Source organism: Noviherbaspirillum album, from assembly GCF_035916955.1.
Classification (GTDB): Bacteria; Pseudomonadota; Gammaproteobacteria; order Burkholderiales; family Burkholderiaceae_D; genus Noviherbaspirillum; species Noviherbaspirillum album.
Window position 1 is genome coordinate 105812 of sequence record NZ_JAWIIV010000017.1, and the last position, 24992, is coordinate 130803.

The 24992-nt window shown below is 60.9% G+C and carries 18 protein-coding genes and 1 pseudogene; 5 read left to right on the top strand and 14 right to left on the bottom strand.

The annotated features are described in order from the left end of the window. Window positions 1-39: 39 nt before the first annotated feature. From RY831_RS19340 to RY831_RS19375, 8 genes are all read right to left on the bottom strand, one after another. Window positions 40-1266: a glycosyltransferase family 4 protein gene (locus tag RY831_RS19340; protein ID WP_326508019.1), complete on the bottom strand. Its 1227-nt coding sequence runs from the start codon at window positions 1264-1266 to the stop codon at window positions 40-42. After that, window positions 1263-2441: a glycosyltransferase family 4 protein gene (locus RY831_RS19345; protein WP_326508020.1), complete on the bottom strand. Its 1179-nt coding sequence runs from the start codon at window positions 2439-2441 to the stop codon at window positions 1263-1265. The genes RY831_RS19340 and RY831_RS19345 overlap by 4 nt, the downstream gene beginning before the upstream one ends. Beyond that, complete coding sequence (locus tag RY831_RS19350; RefSeq protein WP_326508021.1) at window positions 2438-3361, bottom strand: glycosyltransferase family 2 protein; 924 nt, start codon at window positions 3359-3361, stop codon at window positions 2438-2440. Before RY831_RS19350 ends, RY831_RS19345 begins: the two co-directional genes overlap by 4 nt. Further along, the gene (locus RY831_RS19355) at window positions 3358-4674 is read right to left on the bottom strand and encodes an O-antigen ligase family protein (RefSeq protein WP_326508022.1); all 1317 of its coding nucleotides are present in this window, start codon (window positions 4672-4674) and stop codon (window positions 3358-3360) included. The genes RY831_RS19350 and RY831_RS19355 overlap by 4 nt, the downstream gene beginning before the upstream one ends. 42 nt (window positions 4675-4716) lie before the next feature. After that, window positions 4717-5964, bottom strand: a complete 1248-nt coding sequence (locus RY831_RS19360; RefSeq protein WP_326508023.1) for a lipopolysaccharide biosynthesis protein — start codon at window positions 5962-5964, stop codon at window positions 4717-4719. A 48-nt stretch (window positions 5965-6012) separates the two neighbouring features. After that, on the bottom strand, window positions 6013-6888 hold the full coding sequence (locus RY831_RS19365) for a polysaccharide biosynthesis tyrosine autokinase (RefSeq protein ID WP_326508024.1): 876 nt from the start codon (window positions 6886-6888) through the stop codon (window positions 6013-6015). Between the two features lie 21 nt (window positions 6889-6909). Next, window positions 6910-8316 (bottom strand): chain length determinant protein EpsF, encoded by a 1407-nt coding sequence (gene epsF / locus RY831_RS19370; protein ID WP_326508025.1) that lies wholly within the window; start codon window positions 8314-8316, stop codon window positions 6910-6912. Window positions 8317-8713: 397 nt separating this feature from the next. After that, window positions 8714-10459 carry a tannase/feruloyl esterase family alpha/beta hydrolase gene (locus RY831_RS19375; RefSeq protein ID WP_326508026.1) on the bottom strand — a complete coding sequence of 582 codons (1746 nt, stop codon included), beginning with the start codon at window positions 10457-10459 and terminating at the stop codon, window positions 8714-8716. A 224-nt stretch (window positions 10460-10683) separates the two neighbouring features. Between RY831_RS19375 and RY831_RS19380 the strand changes: the two genes are divergently transcribed. From RY831_RS19380 to RY831_RS19390, 3 genes are all read left to right on the top strand, one after another. Continuing rightward, window positions 10684-11892, top strand: coding sequence for an ABC transporter substrate-binding protein (locus RY831_RS19380; protein WP_326508039.1), 1209 nt, complete (start codon window positions 10684-10686; stop codon window positions 11890-11892). Window positions 11893-12565: 673 nt separating this feature from the next. Next, window positions 12566-13180, top strand: coding sequence for an SAM-dependent methyltransferase (locus tag RY831_RS19385; protein ID WP_326508027.1), 615 nt, complete (start codon window positions 12566-12568; stop codon window positions 13178-13180). A 98-nt stretch (window positions 13181-13278) separates the two neighbouring features. Next, entirely contained in the window at window positions 13279-14238 is a 960-nt protein-coding gene (locus RY831_RS19390; RefSeq protein WP_326508028.1) for a cyclase family protein, read from the top strand. Between the two features lie 61 nt (window positions 14239-14299). Here RY831_RS19390 and RY831_RS19395 read toward each other — a convergent pair whose 3' ends face one another. The 6 genes from RY831_RS19395 to RY831_RS19420 all read right to left on the bottom strand — a co-directional run bounded on the left by RY831_RS19395 (window position 14300) and on the right by RY831_RS19420 (window position 22675). Continuing rightward, complete coding sequence (locus RY831_RS19395; RefSeq protein ID WP_326508029.1) at window positions 14300-16012, bottom strand: bifunctional protein-serine/threonine kinase/phosphatase; 1713 nt, start codon at window positions 16010-16012, stop codon at window positions 14300-14302. A 125-nt stretch (window positions 16013-16137) separates the two neighbouring features. Continuing rightward, window positions 16138-16950 carry a formate/nitrite transporter family protein gene (locus tag RY831_RS19400; RefSeq protein ID WP_326508030.1) on the bottom strand — a complete coding sequence of 271 codons (813 nt, stop codon included), beginning with the start codon at window positions 16948-16950 and terminating at the stop codon, window positions 16138-16140. 73 nt (window positions 16951-17023) lie between these two features. Beyond that, the gene (gene nirD, locus RY831_RS19405) at window positions 17024-17383 is read right to left on the bottom strand and encodes a nitrite reductase small subunit NirD (protein WP_326508040.1); all 360 of its coding nucleotides are present in this window, start codon (window positions 17381-17383) and stop codon (window positions 17024-17026) included. Between the two features lie 63 nt (window positions 17384-17446). Next, window positions 17447-19975, bottom strand: coding sequence for a nitrite reductase large subunit NirB (nirB, locus tag RY831_RS19410; RefSeq protein ID WP_326508031.1), 2529 nt, complete (start codon window positions 19973-19975; stop codon window positions 17447-17449). A 616-nt stretch (window positions 19976-20591) separates the two neighbouring features. Then, window positions 20592-22259, bottom strand: coding sequence for a potassium channel family protein (locus RY831_RS19415; RefSeq protein ID WP_326508032.1), 1668 nt, complete (start codon window positions 22257-22259; stop codon window positions 20592-20594). A 32-nt stretch (window positions 22260-22291) separates the two neighbouring features. After that, entirely contained in the window at window positions 22292-22675 is a 384-nt protein-coding gene (locus RY831_RS19420) for a DUF6394 family protein (RefSeq protein ID WP_326508033.1), read from the bottom strand. Window positions 22676-22957: 282 nt separating this feature from the next. Here RY831_RS19420 and RY831_RS19425 point away from each other — a divergent pair, with 282 nt between their 5' ends. Both RY831_RS19425 and RY831_RS19430 read left to right on the top strand, forming a co-directional pair. Then, window positions 22958-23929: a hypothetical protein gene (locus tag RY831_RS19425; protein WP_326508034.1), complete on the top strand. Its 972-nt coding sequence runs from the start codon at window positions 22958-22960 to the stop codon at window positions 23927-23929. A 216-nt stretch (window positions 23930-24145) separates the two neighbouring features. Continuing rightward, a pseudogene (locus RY831_RS19430) lies at window positions 24146-24992 on the top strand (DUF6861 domain-containing protein); the annotation flags it as partial.

The window sequence follows — 24992 nt, forward strand, 5'->3', positions numbered from 1 at the left end:
GGCGCGGCGACGGCCCTGGCGGGCATGCCATGGCGGCAATCAGGCGTCGAGAAACGCCGCCAGTCTCGCCGCGGTGGCCTTGCTTTCAAAACAATCAAGAAAGCGTTGACGCGCGGCGGCCGCTGCCGCTGCCATTCCTGATGCACTCTCGAGACGCTGAATGATCGTTGCAGCCGCCGCGTCAGCATCATCCAGCGGAACCATGCTGCCTTCCACGCCATCGACGAACATTTCAGGGATGCCGCCAACGGCCGGAGCAAAGACCGGCACGCCATGAGCCAGCGCTTCGATCAGGACCAGTGGCAACGACTCAAGCCGGGCGACATGAATATAGGCGCGATGTTTGGAAATCAGGCCGGCCGCATCAGGTATGAATCCGGCGAATCGGACGAGGTCTGCGATGCCAAGCGTGGCGGCGGAAGCGCGCAGCATGGCATGATCCGGCCCGTCACCGACCAGCGTGACGCGTAGCGAGACGCCGCGCCGGCGCGCTGCCGCGACGATGTGCAGCAGATAAGCCTGGTTCTTTCGCGGTTCCAGCGTGCCGATATTGATCAGGTCCGCATCGATAGAATTGCTTTCACGGTGCGGACGGCCAGCAGGTGCTGTGTCTGGCTCTTGCGGATCGGCGATGAAGTTGGGTACGACGGCATGCCGGGCCTGCGCAATCTCCGGGTAACGCGCACAGAGCTGGCGGCGCATGTAATCCGAGACGAACACAAGGCCATCGACCTGATGCAGGATCTGATGTTCGCGTGCGCGGATGGCGCGAAAGAGCCGGCCGTCCGGAGCGATCAAGCCCTTCCCTGCCCATTCGTCGGCCTGCGACTCGTTGAAATGCACCACCATCACCACCCGCTGCTGCGGCCCGCGCCGCGCGGCAAGCGCGGCCTGTGCGGAAGGCGGGCATTGAGCATAAACGACGCAGGGCTCCCCTCCTTGCAGATGCATGCGCAGCATGCGCTCCAGGAATACCTTGTGCCAGTGTTCATGCCACCATACGCCGGCGGCAGATGATACCGGTTCGACAAGTTTGCGGAGGCCGAATACCGGGACTACCTGCCACCATGGCGGATCGAAAGGCGTCACCAGCGTCGCGGTGCGCCCCGCCTTCTGCATTGCAGCGAGCACGGCGCGTACATGTGTTTGCAATCCGGTCTGCCCCTCCCTCCGCATCAGGGATGCGACCCGAATGATCGCGGAGGATGCCGCTGGGCGATCCAGCGGGATGTCCATTGCCTTCACCGATGGCATGCGCGCGTTCATGGCACGAGATTCCGGCTAAGTTCAGTGGCGGACGCTTCGGCAAGCGCGTCGTCATAAATGCGCATGAGTTGCAGGTAGTTTTCCTCAGGCGTATATCGCGACTGGTATTCCTCGCGTGCGTTGCGTCCCATCTGCAGCATTTCCTCGGGATGGGTGTTAGCCCAGGTGATCTTGCTTGCAAGGTCTTCCACCGACCCTGGCTCGGCAAGCAATCCGGTCTTGCCGTCATCGATCAATTCCTCCATGGCGCCGTGGCGCGAAGCTATCACCGGCAAGCCGCAGGCGAAAGCTTCGAGAATGACCATGCCGAAGGTTTCGTACCAGATGCTGGGCATGATGAGATAGGCGGCGCTGCACATGGCGGCGATCACGTCCTGGTTATCAAGCTCGCCTAGATACTCTACGCGGGCATGGTCAACCAGCAAAGGCAGCTCGGGGCCGTCGCCGATCACCTTGACCGATAACCACGGCAGCGCGTCGATGGCATGACGAAGAACACGGATGCCCTTCTCGGGCGCCAGCCTTCCGACGAACAGCGCACCCGATCTCGGTTGCTCGGGCGGCGCGGGCACGTCAACGAAATGCGGCTTGATCATGATGCGCTCGGCCGGCAAACCGCCCTGAATGAATTTCTGTTCACAGAACCGGTTTAACGCGATATATCGGGTAACCTTGTTGCGATAAGTGCCCAGTGTCCGATGCACCGCGAGCATGCTGGTCAACACCGTTGATTGCAGCACCGAGCCGCGATAGCACCCGCGCAGAGCTCCTCGCCACGGGGTGCCTCCCAGGCAATCTTCGCAGACCGCATTCGAACGCAGGAACATTGCCTGTGGACAGATCAGACGGAAGTTATGCAGTGTCTGCACTACCGGCAGCGCATTGCGTGCCGCAGCCCAGAACAGCGAAGGCGACACCAGCGGAAAGGTATTGTGAACGTGCAGGATGTCTGGATCAAAGTCCCGCACAAAGCGTTCCAGGTCCCGCACCGTCTGCGAAGACCAGAATGTCTGCTGCAATAGCTTCGGCGGCCCGATATCGTCGATACTGTCGTTGCGCCGGATGTAGGATTCGACTTCATGGCCATGCCGGCGCAACAGCGCGGCTTCCGCTTCGGCGACGACATCCTCACCCCCTCGACGTCGATACTTGTTATGCACGATCAAAATTTTCATCTCAATGGCGCTGTTTTCACGGACTGCGGTTGGTCGGAACAAGACGCCGTTGCCTTGCTGAGTGTGGAAGTCATGGTGTTGGGGTCTTGCGTGGCATGTGCATCCAGCCAAGGGAGCAGTTCTATCGGCACCTTGGCGGTATAGCCACCGGCGGCGGCCTTCTGAATGATGCGGATAAAGCGTGCCGCGGCCTGCAGCAATGGCCTTGCTGCTGTGGCCCTGGCGATTCGACTGGCCCGCTGCTGTACCAGCAGGCCTTCCCGCCGTCCGCGTTGGCGCAGGCGTGACGTGTTGGTCTTCTGCGCTTCGTAATAGCGCATGCAGGACAGATAGTGCGGCATGTGGGCAATCTTCGTACGAGCGGAAAACCGCTCCCATAAATCATTGTCCATAGCCAGATGAAAATAGGGCCGTACGCCGCCGACCGCTTCATACAATCGCCGTCGCCAGAACATTGAAGGCTGTGACACGTAGTTGTAATCATGCAGGAATACGAAACGGTTGAATCCCATTTCCCGCTTCGGACGGAGTGGAGCGCCGTTGATGTCTATCCAAATCGAGTCGCCGAATACCGCATCGACTTCCGGGTGGTCGCGGAAGAATTCGCCGACACGCTTGAGAGCGCCAGGCAGCAGAATGTCGTCCGAGCACAGCCAGCCTGCGATATCCCCCGTGGCACGCGCAAACCCCTTCATGAGCGCATGCGACTGACCGTGGTCGCGTTCCGATACCCAATAGGCAAGCGCGTCACTGTGGCTGGCGATGATGTCTCGGCTGCCATCGGTCGATCCGCCGTCAATGATGATGTATTCCAGACCGCTGTAGTTCTGCGCACGCACCGAACGTATCGTCTGGTCCAGGAAGCGGGCCTGCTGGTAGGAACATGTGACCATTGAAATGGTCGGCAGGGAGGGTTTCATGATGTCGGAGTCTGCTGTTCGGTGGATGCGGCGCCGGCAGGCCGGGTGATTTTCAGGGCGGCGCCTGTCAGCAGGCCAAGGTTGGCCCATAGCAGGAACGCCTTGCCTGGCTGCAGGAAGATCGGGTTGAACGCGTAGGTAATCACGCCGACGATGCTCATCGCGGCCAGGGTGTGCGCATACGGCGCCAGCGGATGATCGCGCCAGGCGGGAGACAGTACGCGCACTGCCGCATGGAGGGCAATCCGCGCCAGCGCCCACGCCCAGAGCACGATGGCAAGCGCTCCGCCGTTGGCCAGCATGTCGAGAATATCGCTGTGGGTAGGCAGGATATTGTCCGATACACCGGTATCGAAGCCGGTGAATTCCTCTGATCCCGGAGCGGCGAACCAAGTCCCTATCCAGGGGGATTCGAGAAAACGCAGCCAGGCGCGCTCGTAGGTTAGCAGGCGGAATTCCGGACTTCCGCTCGGCAGGTAGGCGGCACGGTTCAGGTAAAGATAGCCGATGAGCGCGCCAAGAGCGATGACGGCGATGAGCGTCCAGTTGATGACAGCGGCGCGTTTGACGATATGCATATCCGCCCAGCGGCGCCAGACGACGACGATATAGAGGTAGCCGATGACGGAAAGAGCGGCAAGGTAACCGGTGTTCTTCTTGAAAAGGAAGGCCAGCAGAATGAAAAATGCAACCTTGCCGGCCCTCGCCGTCATGGAGCCGGAGCCCAGCGCGGCAAGCACGGCCAGAGCCGGAAACAGGTATTCGAGTTCATGGTAGACCTGCTTGACGCCGTAATTGACCGCGAGTCCGCAGAACACGATCACGCCTGCGACGGTAACGCAGTTGAAGTACCGGCGCATCAGTTGCACCGGATTGCGGCTATAGAGCACCATCGCTGCCGACAGCGGAGCGATGCAGATGTATACGCCGGCGACGAGAAAACTGTTCTGAATGCCGAAATGGAACCGCGCCACCAGTCCTCCACCGATGATGAAAGCCGCCAGCGCAAGAAGCGGCGCCATGATGCTCAGCATTTCCCGCATCGGCAAGCGTTCCTTTATTGAAAAGCCGGCTCTTCCTGCGTGCGCGGCTGCTTGCATGTGGTAGCCGGCCACCGACAGAACCAACGCCGACAAGGCAAGGAGCAGCGCAAGATGCTTGGTATGGATCATCCGTTCCAGCAGCATGTCGAGCGGGTCGACCGCAATCAGCAGAGCCAGCGCCAACGCTGCAAGGAACGCGTAATCGGTCAGTACCAGCGGCGAGGTCCTGGCGCCGGCAGGATAAATTGCGGTGAGCCGCACAGTGCTCATGGCCGCCCCCTCGGGCCCGGGCCACGCCGAAGCATGGAACTTCTATGCATGTGTGGCCTCCAGATCAGGCAGCTGCTGAAACCTTGCCGCCACCAGCGCGCCTTGCAGCAGCATCGATGTGGTTGCGGTCAGTACAGTCGCGAAGGCAGCCCCCTTCAAGCCCTGGTGCCAGACCAGCCAGATGCCGATAGTCAGCGTAACTGCGGTGGCGCCGAGGTTGGCGAGAAACGATGCGCGGGAATCCTGCATCGCGAGCGAGTAGGCGCCGAGCACGGTACCAAGCAGCATGGATACTGTTCCCAGCGGCAGGATACGCAGGATGTCGGCGGCGCCGTCATAGGTGCCTTGGTACATGAGGCTCAGCAGCGGACGCGCGGCCAGCAGCATGACGCACACGAAGACGAGGCCGCCGCCTGCCGTATAAGCCAGAGTACGAAGCAAATGGCGCTTGAATGCCTCTCTCCCCTGCTGGCGCAAGAGCGTAGCCGCCCGGACCGGAAGATAGTTGTCGACGCTTTGTACGACGACGGTCGTGGCGCTTAGCAGATTGCGGCATGCCATGAACGAGGCAACTGCCACCGGACCCAGCCCGGCCAGCAGGAAAGGATAGATCTGGCTTGCGCCCCAGACGGCGAGCACCGTGGGGATCAGCCAGCGTGACAGTTGCCAGTGCTGCCGCACCACCGCCTTCATGGGAGCGGCTGTGCCAGTGTCGCTGCCGCGCAGCGCGCGCGCGCCGAGGAGGAAGGCCAGCAGGGTCGGTGCAGCCATCAGGATGAACACGTCCGCGCCGCTGAAACCGTGGAAGGCTTCCGCCGCAAGCAACAGCAGCATCCTGCCGCCATAGGCAAGTGCATCATTCATCAGCGCCTTGTCCAGGCGGTTCAGCGTGTACCAATAGCGGCGCAGCGTTTCCTGGAGAAAGGAGCAGCCGATGAACAGCGCGCAGCTGAGCATGACAGCATTGTCGGGAAAGAAATGCGTCGATAACTGCCATACGACCAGTCCCGCCAGAGGGATGGCAAGCGCATGCGCGCGCAGCAGCGTGACAAGCCGCGCTGTCACGGCACCGGGCTTTTCGCCCGAGCCAAGCACGTTCATCGGCTGCGTGATTGCCGCGCGATGCATGTTTCCCAGGAAAACAGTACATAGCAAGGCCAGGCTGAATAGGCCGAACTCCGCCGCAGGCAAATGACGACCGATGTAAAGCACGCTTAGAAAATTGCAGCCCGACACCAGCGCCTGATCGAGCAAGGCGAGGTTACGCGGTTCCTGCAGGGCAAGCCTCATGAATTCCTTTCAGACATCGTGTGTCATGCGGGATCAGCCGACATGGCGTCAGAAATCGAGAAGCACGGATCCGACGCCGGCGATGCCGTTTGCCGTCAGTTGAGTGCTCAGCGCGCTGGCATCGGCGACGCGCGTAGTGTTCTTCCGTGCGACCAGCAGCACGCCTCCGATGCGAGCGGCGATTGCATGCGCGTCGGCCGAGGTTGCGAACGGCGGCGAGTCAACGAGAATGACGTCGAATGCTTCGGACAGACGCTTTTGCACGTGCGAGAAAGCATCCTGCCGGGCGACCTCGACATGGCTTGTCGGCAGCGCACCGGCTGGCACTACGGCAAGCAGCGACAGGTTCTCGGGGTTCTGTACGGCTTCCATGCCGATCCGCCCCGACAGCATGTCAGTCAATCCGAGCGCATTGTTCAAGCCGAACAATTGATGCTGCCGAGGCCTGCGCAGATGAGCGTCGATCAACAGCGTGCGCATGCCCAGCTGGGAAAACGAGATCGCCAGATTGGCGACGAAAACGCTGTTGCCGTCGCCGGGATTGACTGCTGCAACCGATAACCATTGATGGCCGCGAGCGAACCAGCGGGTAATGATCTGGGTGCGAATCGACCGAAGGACTTCCGCCTCCGCGCAGTCGGGCGCATAGGCTGCCACCAGCAATTCCGATTGAACGCCTGTTGCTGTTTCGTTGAAGGGATGACCGAATTGCTGCGCCAGTACCCGCTGGATGTCGGCCTCCGAGACCAGGTTCAGGCTGCGTGCCGCCTCGCCGTAACGGATTCCCCGTTCTTTCTGCATGGTGGCGATGCGCTCGGCCTGCACCGGGTCGATTCGCCCCTGCTCGACCAGAATACGGCCCATGCGTGAAGCGGGAACTTGTTCCTGCGAACGTGAAGCAATGGTATAGATCGGGGAATTCATCAGCGGCCTCGGTCAGCTCAATCAATGGTGGGCAAGCAATTGCGGGATCGGTGCGCCAGGCAGTCGGGCGCCCGTTTTCCTGTTGGGCTTCCAGTCGATGCTGCCGAGGACCGGCAGCTGCATCGCCTCTGCGAGGTCGACGGCAGTACGTACGCGGCGATCGCGCATCTCTGCCATCAGTCCGGCTCCGAGCCCGAGTAGCAGGCCGGCCAGCACGGACAAGCCGATATTGATGGGCAGGTTCGGGAAACTTGCCCTGAACGGCGGCTGCGCTGCGTTCAGGACGGTGGCGTCCGGCTGGTTGAAGCGTCCTTCGAGGTGGGTCTGGCTGACGCGCTTGGTGGCATTGTCATAGGCGGACTGCGCGCTTTCCACTTCCTTGGCCAGCAATGACAGTTGGTCGCGGGCCTGGTTTAGCTGTAGCACTTTTGCTTTCTGTTCATTCACGGCATTGCGCAATTCGGCTTCCCGTTCCTGCAGGATGGATGCACTGCTTGCCACGCCGCCGGTTGCAGCGTTGACGTTGCGTTCGAGCGCGGCGCGCAGTCGATCCAGTTCCACCCGGGCCTGCTGGTAGCTGGGATGGTCGGCGGTGAAGCGTGCTTCGGTCTGCGCAAACCTAGCTTCGGCCTGCGCCACCTGCGAGCGCATGTTCTGGATCAGCGGGCTGGCCAACACATCCGGCGAAACGGTGTTGTCGGCCCTGCTGTTGCGCTGGCGCGAACGCGCATCGGTCAGCTGTCCCTGCACTGTCACCAGTTGTGCCGACAACTCCGTCAGGCGCAGTGACTCCACGTCGAACCGGCCATCGGCAGAGGAGAGACCGTGTTCCTGCTGGAACGCGGACAGGCGTTTCTGCGCTGCTTCCAGCGACTCGCGCAGCGTTTTCGCCTGGTCGTTCAGATAGCTGGCCGCGCCGCGTGCCGGAGCAACCTTCAGCTGCAGGCTCGTCTCCTGATAGGCTGCAGCGAACGCATTGGCGACTGCGGCAGCCTCTTCCGGGGACCGGGCCTGATAGGTAAGGTCGACAACATTGCTGTCGCGGGCGGGAACAACTTCGAGTTTCTTCAGGAGCCGTTCGCCGATCCAGTCGTCGATATTGCCGCGACCTTCCGTCGCGCTCTCGAACTTTTCACGCAGATCGGGGCGTTCAGCCAGCTTGAGTTCCTTCACCACCTTGATTGCTGCGGACCGGCTTTTAATGATATTGACCTGAGTCTGCAGATAGCTTGGCATCATCTGCCCGGGATAAGCAATGCCGGTAACCGGATCGATGCCTGTGTAGTTGAGCACCAGCGTGGCGGTCGCCTTGTAGGACTTCGGGAGGATCAGGCTCAGCAGTAGGACAACGCCAACCGTCGCCGCAAGGATCCCGAGGATAAGCTGGTGCCGCGCGCGCAGCACGAGAAGAAGTTGTGACAAAGTCATCGCCAGGCCTTATGAATCGACGTATCCGGATTGAAAGCGAAAGCCGCATGCGAGGTATGCGAGAACCGTACGCCTGGACACTATTGAATGCGCCGGCCCTGCACTGAACTGCCTCGAACGGTTCCATGGCAAGCTCACGCCCGGTCAAACAGGACGCATCCATGAATTAACAAACTGTTACAAGTTTCGATTAGACATGATCGGCTTGGTGCAAGCTTTGCTATCCACCAATAAGGTCCCTGTCTGCAATTGATAATGAACAATTGTCTAACCGCACCGGTTTAGTGCGCATCGTGCTTTCAATTTGAGGAAATCAGAAAAAATGCCCGCTCGAGGCGGGCATTCGTATTGAGAGGGAGTGCGGGTCGGGTCCAACAGCCCAACCCGCGTTTAATGCTTACTGCGTAGCGCAGGTAAAGCTTTGCGCCAGGTTTACGTCACCACTGCCGCGATACTTCGGCCAGCTAGGATAATCGCACAGCGGCCGCGTGCGTCCCGGCACGCCGGCGGTGTCGGCCACCGTCTGGTTGGGCGGCACGACTCCTCTCTCCACCCAGTTCTCGAGCGTGGTCAGCGAATCCCAGGCGGCATTGAAAACGCTGCTGACGGCATGCCCGTATCCCGGGATTTCGTAATAGCGCATGAAGCTGTCCACCCTGGCCGAGCCCATTGCATTGCGCAGCCTGTCGTAATACTGCTGGGTCGCGCGGGTGCTGACCAGCGCATCATGCGAGCCATGCGCCATCAGAATCTTGCCGCCCTTGTTCAGGAAGGGCGAAAGGTCGGTCTTGTTGGCATCCTGGATGCCGGTCAGCTCGACGATGCGCGCCTGCCATGGCCCCGGGTTCTGCGGATCGAGCGCCAGTGAATTGAAGTTCGGGTCGCGCGTGACGAAATACTTCACCCACTGATCCCAGAACGTGCTGCCGTAAGGCGGACTGGTCGTCGCCGTCACCGGCGGCATTGGGTTGGCCGGCTGTTCCGTGCCGAGCGACAGCGTGAGCACGGTCGGCTGCAGCGGGCTGGTGCCTGGAATGCCGAAGTCGGTCCCCCAGGTATTGAAGCCCGGATAGCTGGTCTCGCCGCTGGCCAGCGCATAGTTGAGCGCAAGCGGCGTATTGATCACGTTGAAGGCGGCAATCTGCGCATCCGACAGGCAGGTATCCCCGGTATCGGTACCATCGGGGCAGCGCAGCGGTGCGCCGTTGAGCGTCGCGGTCGCGAGGTTGAAGGTGGCATTGCACTGGTTGACGTTGCTGATCAGGCCGTCCCGCACGCCGTCCAGGCCGTCGCAGGCTTCCATCGAGGCGTCGTACATCAGCTTGCGCTCGGCGCGGTTCGGGTATGCGCCCGGCTTGGCAAGCTCGCGCGTGATGCGGCCGAACTGAAGATCGAGTGCCGCCGCGTTCCACGCTGGATAGAGAACGATGGCACCGTCGAAATCCTGGGGCCAGTTCTGCACCGCGAGCAGCGCTTCACGGCCGCCGGTGGAGCCGCCGGCGAAGTAGGTTTTCTGCACGGTGTCGGCCGCATAGCGAGACTTGATGATGGCCATCGCGACATCCCGCGTTTTCTTCAATGCGTCGCCGGAAAAATTGCGCAGGGCTTCGTCATTCGCGCCGAAACTGCCGTCGCGGCTGCCGGCCGCATTGGCCTGGTGGCCGGAATCGCTGCCGAAGGTCGCATAGCCGCGCCCCAGCGGCACCGGACTGTCGGTCGGGCCCGCCGGCACATTGCCGGTTCCGGTCGCAATGGTGCCGTTATAGCCGCCGCCGCCGAACATCATCGCCTTGCTGTTCCAGTTGGCGGGCAGGTTGACTTGGAACTTGATCTTCGGCGCCGCGGGATCGACCGGATTGATGTCGCCCTGCACCCGGCAGTATTCCCCTACCGCCGTCGCACCGGTGCCGGCGGCGGGCACGACCTGGCTGCTGGTCACGGTCGCGCCCGTGGTCGGCAGGCCGATCGATGCCGGCGCTATGGTCATGCCGTTAAGCTGGGCGCAGGTCATGGGTGCCTGGGCGGAAGCCGCCGGCGGGGCAACCGGGTCATCATCGCTGCCGCCGCATGCGGCCAGCATGCCGGCCGCCATCACTGCCGCGGTAAAGGGCGCGTACAGCGTATTTCCTTTGTCTATCCTCATGTCTCACTCCTGTCGTTTCGCCGTTGTCTATCAAATCATGCCGCCGGCGCTGCTGGCCAATCCAGTATAAGGAGACCGGCTTGAATCCCGGCGGCACACGCGTTTTAACAATGACAAATATCAATACAAGCAATACGGGCTGCGGCCAATACTTCCTATGCCCAGGCTGGCTGGCGATGTCCGGGCAGGAGACATTTACATATACAAGGAGAGAGACAATGATGATGAAAAAGACAGCTGCCGCGGCTGCGGCAAGCGCCGCCATGGCCATGTGGATCGCCCTTCCCGTCCATGCCCAGGTGTCCGGCGATGTGGTCCGGGTCGGACTGATCACCGACATGTCCGGCCTCTATGCCGATATCGACGGCTCCGGCGGCGCCGAGGCAGTCAAGATGGCGATCGCCGACTTCGGCGGCACGGTGCTGGGCAAGCCGATCGAATTCGTTTCCGCAGACCATCAGAACAAGGCCGACATCGCCGCCTCCAAGGCGAGGGAATGGTTCGACCAGCAGGGAGTGGACATGCTGCTGGGCGGTTCCAACTCGGGCGCCGGCCTTGCGATGGCGAAAATCGCCGCGGAAAAGAAGCGGCCCTACATCAATATCGGCGGTGCCACCGCCCGACTGACCAATGAAGACTGCACGCCCTACACCGTGCACTATGCCTACGACACCGTGGCGCTGGCCAACGGCACCGGCTCGGCCATCGTCAAGCAGGGAGGCAAGAACTGGTACTTCCTTACCGCAGACTACGCGTTCGGCGCGTCCCTGGAGCGGGATACGGCGGAAGTGGTGAAAGCGGCGGGCGGCAATATCGTCGGCAGCGTCAAGCACCCGCTCTCGGCATCGGATTTCTCCTCCTTCCTGCTGCAGGCGCAGACATCGAAGGCACAGATCCTCGGCCTCGCCAATGCCGGCGGCGACACCATCAACTCGATCAAGGCCGCCAATGAATTCGGCATCACCAAGAGCATGAAGCTGGCGGGCCTGCTCATGTTCATCAATGATGTGCATGCGCTCGGGCTGAACCTGACCAAGGGCATGTATCTGACCGACGGCTGGTACTGGGACCAAAGCGAAGAATCGCGACAGTGGGCGCGGCGCTTCTTCGGCGTGATGAAGAAAATGCCGTCCATGATCCAAGCCGCCGATTACTCGGCGACGATGCATTACCTGAACGCGGTGAAGGCTGCCGGCACCGACGATCCGGACAAGGTGATGGCCCAGATGAAGAAAACCAAGGTGAATGACTTCTTCGCGAAAAACGGCGAGATCCGCGGCGACGGCCGCATGGTGCACGACATGTACCTGATGCAGGTAAAGGAGCCTTCGGAATCGAAATATCCTTGGGATTACTACAAGGTGGTGCAGACCATTCCCGGAGAACAAGCCTTCACCACGAAAGCGCAGAGCAAGTGCGCGCTGTGGAAATGATTTGATTGCCTGGAACAAGGCACTGCCTGCACCGAAGCCATCTGCAGGGTATTTACAGCATTAAGACAGGCGTCCCGGAGACGGACGCCGCCGCTTCCGTGCCTAGTCCAGTCAAACTGAAAACGCTATAGCGGAAAGAAAAAACACCCTGTCCGGAATCCCGGCCCGCCATTCGGCTGTCAGCTTGATTCACTCGACAGGGTGCGGGAACCGCCAATCCAATCGGCCGGTGCGTGCTGACAAAGCCACGCGCACCGGCCTCATCCCCGCCATGCATATCGGTTGCGTGTGCAAGGAGTAATCGAAGTTTAAGGGCTCTTTCCTTCAGGGGAGGAAAACCATAAATGATTGCCATCAAGATTTTTCGCCCGGTGTTGCGTCGTTGCAAAAGCTTATGAAAACATCTTTTTTAATCATTAATTTCTGAAATGCTTAAGCATGGAAGACTGGAAACGTCGTAATACATCATCGCTTCATCGTTTCATGAAACGTGATTAATCCGTTCCGTCTCGTTAATCATGAGTCTTGATGATTGAGCAATCACAAAGCTGCATGGAGTTGTGTCGCATCCCATCGCTAACAAAGCCAGGTCGGTTCTATGATGATTATTTATTGAGCATCAATCCGATGTTCCCGACTTTCCCTGCAACACTTTTGTGACGAAGGATTCCGCATGCGAATTTCAGATGCCCCCGATGTCTCTCTTGCACACCAGCTTGCGCGCCGCAAGGCGTTGAAGCGGTGCGCCCTGGCAATCGCCTCCTGCTTCTCCGGCATGCCGGCGCTCGCCCAAAGCAATGGCCCCGCGCGGCAGCTCGATGTCCCCTATGTGCCAACGCCGCAAAATGTCGTCAACCGCATGCTCCAGATGGCAAATGTCGGCAAGAACGATGTGCTGTACGACCTTGGCTGCGGCGACGGAAGGATGGTCGTCACAGCGGCAAGGAAGTATGGTGCTCAAGGAATCGGCATCGACCTCGATCCCAAGCGCATCAAGGAAGCCAAGGACAATGCCAGGAAGGCAGGCGTGGGCGGCAAGACGAAATTCATGGTCGGAGACCTGTTTGCCACCGATCTTTCCGAAGCGACGGTGGTGACCCTGTATTTGCTTAACAGCGTCAACCGCAAGCTGCGCCCGCAACTATGGAAACAACTGAAACCGGGCACGCGTGTCGTATCGCACGCCTTCGACATGGGCGATGAATGGCCTCCCGAGAAGACCGAAGTCGTCGAAGGCAGCACGATCTATTACTGGACGATTACGGAAGCGCAGAAAAAAATGGCATGAAAATGGCATGAATCAGGCAGCAAGACAGACCTGAAGACAGCAAGAGGGAGAACCATCGTTGCATGAATCAACCAATTACCTTTCCAAGGAGACAAACGATGTTGAACAGTCCTATCCCGCTATCGAAGTTTTTCGCAGGCAGCTTGATCGCGGCATCCATGCTTGCCTTGCCCGCTCATGCCGAACAAAGCTGCTTCCCTTCCAAGTTCGGTCCCGATGACCAGATCGGGAACCTCAATTACGTTACGCCCGAAAAGACGCTTCGAGCGAGCAAGCTGATCAAGACCGGAAAGTCATATCGGCTCGGCATCGAGACCAACAAGAATACGCCCGCCTTCGCGCCCCGTACCTTCGAACTGAGCGTGGTGCAGCCCGGCCAGGAAAACGGGCCGCTCGGACCGAGCAAGACGAGTTACAACGATGACATCATCAACGGCTGGGTCGGTATCGGTTCTCAGCTGGACGGCCTGGGTCATATCGGGATCGACGACGTCTATTACAACTGCAACAAGGCATCCGACTTCGTCAGGAAAGACGGCTTGAGAAAGCTCGGCATTGAGCAGGTCCCGGCGATTGCCACGCGGGCCATCCTGCTCGACATGACCAGTTATTTCGGCATGAATCCCGTCAAGGAAGGCACCCCCTTCAACAAGGCGGAGATCGACGGCGCGATGCAGAAACAGGGTATCAAGTCCATTGAGAAAGGGGATGTCGTCCTGTTCTATACCGGCTGGGCGAAACTGATCGGCAAGGACGATGCGCGCTACAGCGCAGGCGAACCCGGGCTGGGCATCGAGGGCGCCAGGTATCTCGCATCGCTTGGAGTGGCCATGGTAGGCTCCGACAGCTGGGCAGTCGAGGTGCTGCCGGCCGAGCCGAATGCAGGTACGTTCGAAGTTCACCAGATCCTGCTGCCCATGAACGGTATCCATATACTCGAAAACATGAATACCGAAGAAATGGTGAAGGATCAGGCGTGGGAATCCTTCTTCACGCTCGGGCCGTCGAGAATCACCGGCGCCGTGCAGGCGATCATCAATCCCATCGCAATAAGGTAAACGACGCAATCCGCGACGCGAGCCGCCTGCAGTCCGGAGCCGCCGCCGCGGTTCCGGTCCGCTACCTCAAGCCGAGCAAGGTCAGGACCACGATCATCAGGGCGAACGACAGCACCTTCCAGAACATCACCGGATTGCGTTCGATCAGCGGTGGTCGTGTCTTGCGCTGGAAAGCCTGGTTGGGATGATGCAGGTCGAATACGAACTCCGCTACGTCTTCATGGCGCTGGCCGGGATCCGGATGCACAGCCATCCTGATCGCTTCGTCGATCCAGGCCGGAATGTCGGGCCTTATCTCCGGCGAGGGCTGGTATTTCAGCCTGCGTTGCTCCGCCCTGGTTTTCAGCTTTGCCACTTCGGCGCCGTAAGGCAGCCTTCCGGTGAGCATCTGGTAGGCGATCACGCCAAGGGAAAAAATGTCGGAACGCGCAGAACCGTCGTCACCGATGAAATATTCCGGTGCCGCATATTGCGCCGTGCCGAGCAGGCCGTGGCGCTCGAGCGGTGATGCGATTTCCATCAGTCCGGCCACCCGGGTGGCGCCGAAGTCGATGATCTTCACGGTTCCGGTGCTGTCGATCATGATATTTTCCGGCCGCAGGTCCTGGTGCACCATTTCCAGCCGGTGAAAGGCGCGCAAACCTTTGGCGATCTGGTCCATGATCGCACGCACCGTCTCCAGCGCCGGACGCGGATGGTCGATCATCCATTGCGCCAGGGTCTGGCCTTCGATGTACTCCGTGGCCACGTACAGATAATTGCGCTTGCGGGTTTGCGTACAAGGCTTCAATACATGGGCGCTGTTGATGCGGCGGGCGATCCACTCCTCCATCAGGAATCGCTCCAGATACGCCGGGTCATCGCGCAGGTCGATCGACGGTATTTTCAGGATGACGTGGGTTCTGGTTTCTTCGTCGAGGGCGAGGTATACATGGCTGCGGCTGCTGGCATGCACTTCGCGGACGATCCGGTAACCATCGAACATCGATCTCGCTTCCGGCAGCGGCGGAAAAGGAAGGGTGGACAGGCGCCGGTAGATCTCGTTTGCCTCCGGGCTCGGCAAGGCATCGATCCGCACCACCTGCAGGGTGAGATTGTCATTGCTTCCGCGTCGATAGGCTTCTTCGACGATGCGCCGGGCGGCATCATCCAGATTATTGCCCGCGCGTTCGATCTCCGCCGTGATGAAGGATGCATCGACATGTTCATACACGCCGTCGGTGGCCAGCACGAATACATCCCCCGGCGCCACTTCCCGAGTCCGGTAGTCGATGTCGACATGGGTATCGACGCCAAGCGCCCTGCCGAGATAACTCGTTTCCGCCGATATCCGCACGCGGTGATCGTTGGTCAGCTGCTCGAGCGCATTGCCGCTTACCTGGTAGATGCGGGCGTCGCCGACGTGGAAGAGATGCGCGGTGTTCGACTTGATGACCATCGCGCTCAGGGTGCAGACATAGCCCCGGTCCTTGTCGAAGCGGTACTGGCTCTGCCGCGTCTGCGCGTGCAGCCAGGAATTGGTTGCCACCAGCACGCGCTCAATCGAGGTCTTCACCGACCATGCTTCGGAAGTGCAGTAATAATCTTCCAGCACGCTGGTGACCGCGGACTGGCTGGCGATGTGGCTGACATCGCTGCTGCTGATGCCGTCAGCAAGCGCGATGACGAAGCCTTTCAGGCCGAGCTGCGGCTCTTTCGGCATGCAGGCACCGTGGAAATCCTGGTTGCCCGGCTTGCGCCCCTTGTCGGAATGCTGTCCAACGGAGATTTTCAACTGATCGCTCATGTGCGGTACAAGGTTTGAAAAAAAGCCCCGGTACCAGACGGCACCGGGGCTCTCTCTTCCGCGCCGGCGGTGGTATGCCGGGCGGCGAATCCGGAGGTCGAAAGGAGAACCGATTATTTGAACGAACGCTTCGGCGCGGTCTTGATGTGCGTGGTGTACAGCGTCAGGCCGGTGAAGGCCAGGCCGCCGATCAGGTTGCCGAGCACCGTGGGAATCTCGTTCCAGATGAGGTAATCCATCAGCGAGAAGTGGCCGCCGAGCAGCAAGCCGGACGGGAACAGGAACATGTTGACCACGGAGTGTTCGAATGTCATGTAAAAGAACAGCATGATCGGCATCCACATCGCAATGACCTTGCCGCTGACCGTGGTAGAGATCATCGCACCGACTACACCGGTCGACACCATCCAGTTGCAGAGCATGCCGCGAACGAACAGCGTCAGCATGCCGGCCGCGCCGTATTCCGCATAGCCGAGCGTGCGGCTTTCGCCGATTACGCCGATTGCATGGCCGACCGCGCTCGGCTCGGTGGAGAAGCCGTTGGTAAAGATGATGGCCATCATCACGGCGACGGTGAAGGCGCCGGCGAAGTTGCCGAGGAAAACCAGGCCCCAGTTCTTCAGGATCGCCTTGATGGTGACTCCCGGGCGCTTGTCGAGATAGGCCAGCGGCGTGAGCACGAACACGCCGGTCAGGAGGTCGAAACCAAGCAGGTACAGCATGCAAAAGCCTACCGGAAACAGCACAGCGCCCAGCAGCGGCTGGCCAGTCTGGACCGAGATGGTGACGGCGAACACGGCGGCAAGCGCGAGGATTGCGCCGGCCATGTAGGCGCGGATGAGGGTATCGCGTGTCGACATGTAGATTTTCGACTCGCCCGCGTCAACCATCTTGGTGACAAATTCCGAAGGTGCCAGATAGGCCATGATGTTTTCTTCCCTTAACTTACTATGATTAGAATTGATTAAGAAATCAGCAGCGTGCTGTCAGGCCTTGCTGTCAGGCCTTGACCCACACCGTGCGGTTCTCCACCCGCACCTGGTACGCGCTCACGGAGTTGCGCGGCGCTTCCAGGCATTCGCCGGTTTCCAGATCGAAGTGATGCTTGTAGATCGGCGATGCCACCATGATCCTGTTGCCGAGGTTGCCTACCAGCCCGCGCGACAGCACGCTGGCCTGGGAATTCGGGTCGAAGTTGTCGATCGCGAACACCTGCTCGGCGTCGCCGAGGAGCCTGAACACCGCCACATGCCGTTCCCGCAGCAACGCACAGATGCCGGTGTTGGGCACGATGTCATCGATCGAACACACCGCGTGCCAAGTCGCTTCGGCATTTTTCTCCGCCGGTTCGGCCGGCATGCAGTCCAATGCCGCGTTTTCCATTGCTGCTTCCATCGTCGCTTCCATGTCGTTGTTCCTTTCTTATGCCACTTGCGCAATCGGGATGGTCTTCCTGCGTTCTTCCTGGGTCGCCGGGCGGATCTGCCCTCGCTCCTCGACGAACACCACGTTCTGGTCCGGCACGTCGCTGTTGACGAACTGCCGGAAGCGCTTGCGCGTCTGCTCGTCCTCGACTGCGTTTTTCCATTCGCAGGCATAGGTATCAACTACGTGTTGCATGTCCGCTTCCAGTTCCGCGGCGAGCCCCAGCTTGTCGTTCACCACGACCTCCTTGAGGTAGTCGAGGCCGCCTTCCAGGTTGTCGCGCCAGACGCTGGTGCGCTGCAGGCGATCTGCGGTGCGAATGTAGAACATCAGGAAGCGGTCGATGTACTTCACCAGCTGTTCCTTCGACAGGTCCGACGCCAGCAGCTCGGCATGGCGGGGCTTCATGCCGCCGTTTCCGCAGACGTACAGGTTCCAGCCCTTCTCGGTGGCGATCACGCCCACGTCCTTGCCCTGCGCTTCGGCGCATTCGCGGGTGCAGCCCGATACGCCGAACTTGATCTTGTGCGGCGCGCGCAGACCCTTGTAACGGTTCTCCAGTTCGATCGCGAGGCCGACGCTGTCGTCGACGCCATAGCGGCACCAGGTTGAGCCCACGCACGACTTCACCGTGCGCAGCGACTTGCCATATGCATGGCCGGACTCGAAGCCGGCCGCAATCAGCTCTTCCCAGATCGCCGGCAGCTGATCGACCCGCGCGCCGAACAGATCCACCCGCTGCCCGCCGGTGATCTTGGTGTACAACCCGTACTTCTTGGCCACCTGGCCGACCGCGATCAGTCCATCCGGGGTGACTTCGCCGCCCGCCATGCGCGGCACCACCGAATAAGTCCCGTCCTTCTGGATGTTGCCGAGGAAGTAGTCATTGGAATCCTGCAGGCTGGCATGCTCCTGGTTGAGCACGAAGTCGTTCCAGCAGGAGGCGAAGATGCTGGCGGCCACCGGCTTGCAGACGTCGCAGCCCAGTCCCTTGCCATGTGCGGCCAGCAAGGCGCCGAAGGTCTTGATCCTGCCCACGCGGATCAGGTGGAACAGCTCCTGGCGCGAATACGGGAAGTGTTCGCACAGGTGATTGTTCACCGCCAGGCCCTGCTTTCTCATCTCGGCCTTCATGACCTGGGTCACCAGCGGAACGCAGCCGCCGCAGGCGGTGCCGGCCTTGGTGCAGGCCTTCAGGTCGCCGATGTTGATTGCGCCGCCGGCGACTGCCTCGCACAGCTGGCCCTTGGAGACATTGTTGCAGGAGCAGATCTGGGCCGAAGCCGGCAGCGCGTCGACGCCCAGCCCCGGCCTGGCCTTGCCGTCGCTCTGCGGCAGGATCAGGAATTCGGGATCCTTCGGCAGCTCGATGCGGTTGAGCATCATCTGCAGCAGCGTGCCGTACTCGGCGGCATCGCCGACCAGCACCGCGCCCAGCAGATGCTTGCCGCAGTCGGACACCACGATCTTCTTGTAGACCTGCTTGCGCTCGTCGCTGAACTGGTAGGCGCGGCTGCCGGCGGTGCTGCCCATGCAGTCGCCGATGCTGGCCACGTCCACGCCCATGAGCTTAAGCTTGGTGCTCATGTCGGCGCCCAGGAATTCGGCATCCTGGCCGGCCAGGTGTTTCGCTGCGGTGCGGGCCATGTCGTAGCCGGGTGCGACCAGTCCGAAGACCTGCCCGTTCCAGGCGGCGCATTCGCCGATGGCGTAGATATCCTTGTCGGAGGTGAGGCAATGATTGTCGATCGCGACACCGCCGCGCGCACCGATGTCGAGGCCGCTGGCGCGGGCCAGTTCGTCACGCGGGCGGATCCCGGCCGAGAACACGATCATGTCGGTCTCCAGGTGGCTGCCGTCGGCGAATACCATGCGGTGCTTCGCCTGTTCGCCGTCGATGATTTCGACCGTATTCTTTTGCACATGGACCAGCACGCCGAGATCTTCGATCTTGTTGCGCAGCGTGCGGCCGCCGGCATCGTCAACCTGCACCGCCATCAGGCGCGGAGAGAATTCCACCACGTGGGTCTGCAGCTGCATGTCGCGCAGCGCCTTCGCGCATTCCAGGCCGAGCAGTCCGCCGCCGATCACCACGCCGCTGCGGGAACGCGCGCCGCACTCCAGCATGGCTTCCAGATCTTCGATGGTGCGGTAGACGAAGCAGTCGGCGCGGTCCTTGCCGGGGATGGGCGGCACGAAGGGAGTGGAACCGGTGGCGATCACTAGCTTGTCATAGGACAGGGTCTCACCGCTGCCGACCGTCACGGTCCTGGCCTGGCGGTCAATGGCAATAGCGCGGGTATTGAGCCTGAGGAGCAGGTTGCCGCGATCGAAGAAGCCGGATGCGACCAGCGAAAGGTCCTCGGCCGTCTTGCCGGAGAAAAATTCGGACAAGTGAACGCGGTCGTAAGCCGGACGCGGCTCTTCGCACAGCACAGTGACGCTGGCATCGCGCAGCCCTGCCTCATCGAGGCTTTCAAGGAACTTGTGGCCCACCATGCCATGGCCGATGACGATGATCTTCATGTGTTACTCCTTTTTCAAGCGCGTGTTGTTCTGCCGTGTTTTCAGTCGATAGCGGATGCGGCGGCGCGGCCGTGCATTCATCCGCACGGCAAAGCGGGTTGTCTTGCCGGATCGGGGCGGCGTTCGCGCGGCGTGCGATTTCGCCGCATGTTCTGTTTATCTAGCGCGATTGTCGCGAGCGGCCCTTGCCGGCGCACTTGCCGGCGCCGGGATCAATCGATTGAAAGCCTCGTCGGGCCATGAGATGCGCATTGGCTGCTGCCATGCGGTGAGAAAGAAGATGCTTGCTGAATGACTCTGACATATGCAAACCATAAGTTTGCGTGGACCGGCGCGTCGGCCTTGACAGCCGCGTTCCGATTCACAGGACACCATTGTCCATGAGGTCCGGCATTGGACCCCACTTTGATAAGCACAATTGCTTTGCATTAGGCTTTAGCAATCGGCATGCCAAGCGATTTGGGGCCGGAATGCGGGAAACCTGCCCGGTTTGCGCTTCAAAATGGGGTGCGGTGCATTACAAGGGAGCAGGAAGCAGGGATATGCACCTTGGGCGTGCACCGCCGATGTGCGGTGCCGCATGCATCGTGTCGTTGCATGCCGGTGGCAAGTGTGTTTAGGCCGGCTTCCCGCGGTCGTCCTGGCGGGTCAGCACGTATTCAAGCGCATTGGAATTCTGCAGCGTCAATGTCATGATCGAACGGGCCTCATGCCGGCCCGCCAGCAGCAAGGCATCGCCCGGCTGAAGCTCGCAGTCGGCGTCCGGGAGCAGGATTCGGCGTTCGCCGCGGATCAGCATCAGCACAACGAGGGGCAGGCCGTGTTCGTAGTCGGCATTGTCCCGTACCAGCTGGGCGACGAAGACATGCTGGCCCTTGCTCAGGGCCTTGTGCACCGCCGGGGCGCCGTCCGGATCGATGATGGTGCCCCAGACTTCCGGCACCACGTTGCCGCAGATGGCTTCGAGGCGCGCGGTCAGCTCCCGGCTCCATTCGGCATTGGCCGACCGCACGGCGGCAAGGAAGTAGGCCAGCAGCGGCGTGGTCAGCACGGAAATGCATTCCTGCGCCACCACCCGCGTATGCACCATGCTGAAATCGGCGTCGAAGGTATCGAACAGCACGTCGCTGGCGGCATGGTTGCGCCGGGTGACGACGAAGATGTCCGGGTTCAGCCGCTTGGCCATGGTGGCGATCGCCAGATTCTTCAAATCGTCGTCGCTGCCGGCCACGATACCGCTTGCCTGGCGGATGCCCGCGCTTTCCAGCACGTTCGCTTCGGTCCCGGTGCCGCGTACGACACGCTCGCAGCCCGGCCCGGAGGCACGCGGGTCGATGAAGGTGAGCTGTATGCCAGGCAGGTCGAGATAGCGCTCGATCGCCCGTCCGAAGGTGCCGTAGCCGCAGATGATCCAGTGCCCGTGGGGCGGGCGGTGCACTTCCGGCAGCGGCGTACCCGGCAGCCCGGTCAGCACCTCGATCAGGCGGAAACGCTCCGGCGAGGCGACGGCCAGGCCGAGATATTCCGCGAACCGCTCATAGGCATTGACGATGTGGTCGGTTCCGAAGGATGCCATGTTGTCGGCGATGAGCGGGCTGCGCACCCTTGCCAGCACAGGTATCGCCGGATTGAGCAGCCGTACGTTGATGGCGATGGCCAGGTTGGCGTTCTCGTCGTTGGTCACGGCCAGCACGCCGCGGCACCTGCGATGCCGCAGTCCGGCCAGCAGCAGGTTGCTCGTGACGCTGGCGTCGGCGGCCAGCGCCGGATCATTGGTGATGAAGTCTTCCAGTTCGAGTTCCTCGACGCGCTGGCCATCCTTCTCCAGGATCACGAAATCGAGGCCGAGTATGTCCAGCGCCCGGCAGATCAGGCTGCCGGTTTCGCCGCAGCCGCAGACCAGGTAGAACGGCGTATGGATGCGCGCCACCCGCCGCGCGAAACGGCTGGTGGTCAAGGTGTTTTGAAACGCCTTGTCCTGCACCAGCGCCAGCAGCGTCAGGATCGCATAGGACCAGGCAATCACGGTAAGGTAGATGCAAACCGTCACCCAAAGGCGCTGGCCGTCGGAAAAAGCGCGCGGGATTTCGCCGAAACCGATGGTGGTGGCGGTATAGCTGATGAAGTAGAAAGCATGGAAAAAGCTAAGCGGCGGCGAGGGCGTGCCATCCTCGTTCACCCCGGGCACGAGCGTCAGGCCAAGCACCGCAATCGCATAGAAAACGATCAGCAGGATCAGCGGCGCGCGCATGCGCCGCAGGACGAGAAAGAAAACGCTGTTCACGTTAGGTGTCGCTCGGGCTTGCGCTTGTTGGCTTAGCGTCGCATCATCACGGTTTCCACGATCAGCATGATGAGCGAGACGATGTTGGCCAGCAAGGCGCCTCCGGACAGCGACACCACGCTGGAGGTGTGCTCCGGCGTCATGCCGGTACCGGTTACATGCACCACCACCGCCCACAGCACCGCGGCCGCGATCAGCTGAATGTCGGCCACCAGGCTGGTCGACAGCAGGACCGCGCCGATCTGCGTGCGGTCGCCGAACTTGAGTACCGTGGCAATCATGTTCACCACGATGGCGGCGAACAGTTCATAAATGTTGTGCAACTCGGGGCGATCGATATCGCCGATGAAGAAGCCGAAATTCAGCGTCGCGGCAAAGACGATGAAAAACGCAAATATGACTTTTTCGAGGTTCATGGGAGCTTTCCTGGCTTGGCACCAATGTGCATCCCACAACCTTAACTCCCGTTCTCTCTGCCGGCATTGCGTTCAGCAAAACTTCCGCACCTTAATGGAGCTTCGTTTTTCCGTAAGACATTAAAGGGAGGGCGGGAGGTCGATCCGTCTGTGCCGGCGGCGGCTTAGCCACCATGATCTTCAACAATTTTCATTGCACGGCTATGTCCACTTCATGAAAGATTTATCCTCAACGCCGTGTTAACCGGTTCGTCAAGGCAGCCAGAAAAGCAATGAGGGTGCATGACGAGCATCCCAATGTTCAATTATTCCGCCGAGGGCCGAATGCGTCATGCCAACTTCCCGTCAGGATACACGCGGCCATACGGGCCGATTGATCCGGTTTTCACTCGCATCGAACCTCCAGGTGAACAAGCGCGCCGCCCGTCCACGGCGCAGCCCGTGCATTCACAGCATGCGGGACATATCGTTCCTCCCCGCCGCCGGCCGGCCGTAATCAATCAAGCCTACCTGCAGTACACCAAACAGGAAAAGTTGACGAAGCCCCGGCCATACTCCCCCGAAACCCAGCGTGAGAGCTGGAATAAAAATCGCGTACTTCTTTCGAGTAAATCCCGGCAGGACAGAGATACGCTCATTGGACTAATGCGGCGCGATTGCCGCGATTACACCGCCGTGGATAGTAACGGGCGCTATCTTGTACCCTTTGATATGGGCATGCGATACGAGGACGAGAATAATGTTCTTCGCATGATCAATCATAAAATCAGGGATCTTGAGCCTGTGGACCGGGTGGCTGTGCTGGGGACCTTTATTGACCTTCATCTTCCGCACCTGCTCCATTCCTCTTCCGTCAACCATGACCTGCAGCGCAAGGCCATCAAGATGCTCGCCGAATTGCTGCCGGCAACGGTTCACAGTCCGAACCATCGGGCACATCTGCTGGCATCCCTCATCAGCCAACTCAACAGCAACGGTATCAGCACGAAACGAAAGACCGACGCCGGCATCTTTGGGACGAGTGGACGTCCAAACAGCGATCTCGCGGTGAAGCTGATACAAAACGAACTCAAGGCGGTCAGGCGCAAGGCCAATAAATGCAGTCCCGAGACGCTGCATCGTCTTGCGCGTAGTTTCGACAATGCCTTGCGCGGTTACGATGCACTGGGCGGCAGGTGGTCCCCTCTCCATACGGAGCAATGGATAAGCACTTTCCACAGCCCGAAACTTGCTCCCTGGAACTGGAAATACTGATCGCCGCACAGATTTCCGCCCCAAACGAGAACGAATACGGCGGGTCTTGACGCAAAACAGCTCGAGTGGTGCGGTGGAGTTGTTACAAAGAGCCCTCGCCTCGTCTGGGCGACTCCCAAATGTTTTCCATGTGTTGCCAAAAAAACATCACCGAAGTTAAAAGAATGCTAACATCGCGCGCTGCTGTTGATTCCTTTCAGACAACATCCGCCCGCCATGTCCAGCCTCGCTTTCCTGCGCTCTCCCTCCGTTCCCCACCTCCACAAGCTCCAGCGCCTGCTCGACGACTACCAGCGCCAAGCCACCGACAGCGCCGCTCCGCTGCGACTGGCCATCGAGCAACGCCTCGCCGCCTGGTCCTTTTCCTCCTCCCTCGGCTTCGACTCCCTGGTGCGCCAGGCCAACGCCCGCATTCCCGCCCTGCGCAGTTCCAGCTGCGTACTCCACGCCCTCAATGATTCCAATCCCCGCGCCCGCCTGCTGCTGCGCCAGGAACTCGACGGCATCGACCTGACCTCGGTCTGGAGCAGCCTGTGGGAAGCCCTGGCCGAGGCGGCGCTGTACCTGGGCGGCGGCCTGGTCATCGGCGGGGCCGGCGGCGCTGGGATTTCTCGCCGGCGGCGGCGGAGCGGTGCCCGGAGCCATGGCCGGCGCCTCCGTCGGCGTGCAGGTCGCCGGTCACCTGATGGCGCTCATGGGCCTGCCGGGGCTGGCCGAGGACATCGGCGAAGCGGTCGTGGAAGTCGGCAAGGCCTATGGCGGCGGCTTTGCCCATGCCTGGCAGGCCGGACGCCTGCGGCCCGGGGAGGCGGCGCCTCAGGCGCGCCACATGCAGCAGGCGGTCGAGAGTTTCGCGCGCGGCCATGCGATGCTGGTGCGCGCGCTGCTGCGGGCGATGGTGCAGGCCATCTTGCGCGGCGGCGGCGGCAAGGCCCGCCTGCTGGGCGAACTGGGCAACAGCCGGCTCGGTCCCGGATTCGGCACCTGGCTGCAAGCCAATGAGACACGCCTGGTGCGGCATTCGGCGTTGCAGCCGCCCATCAAGGCCGAGGCGAAGGTACCG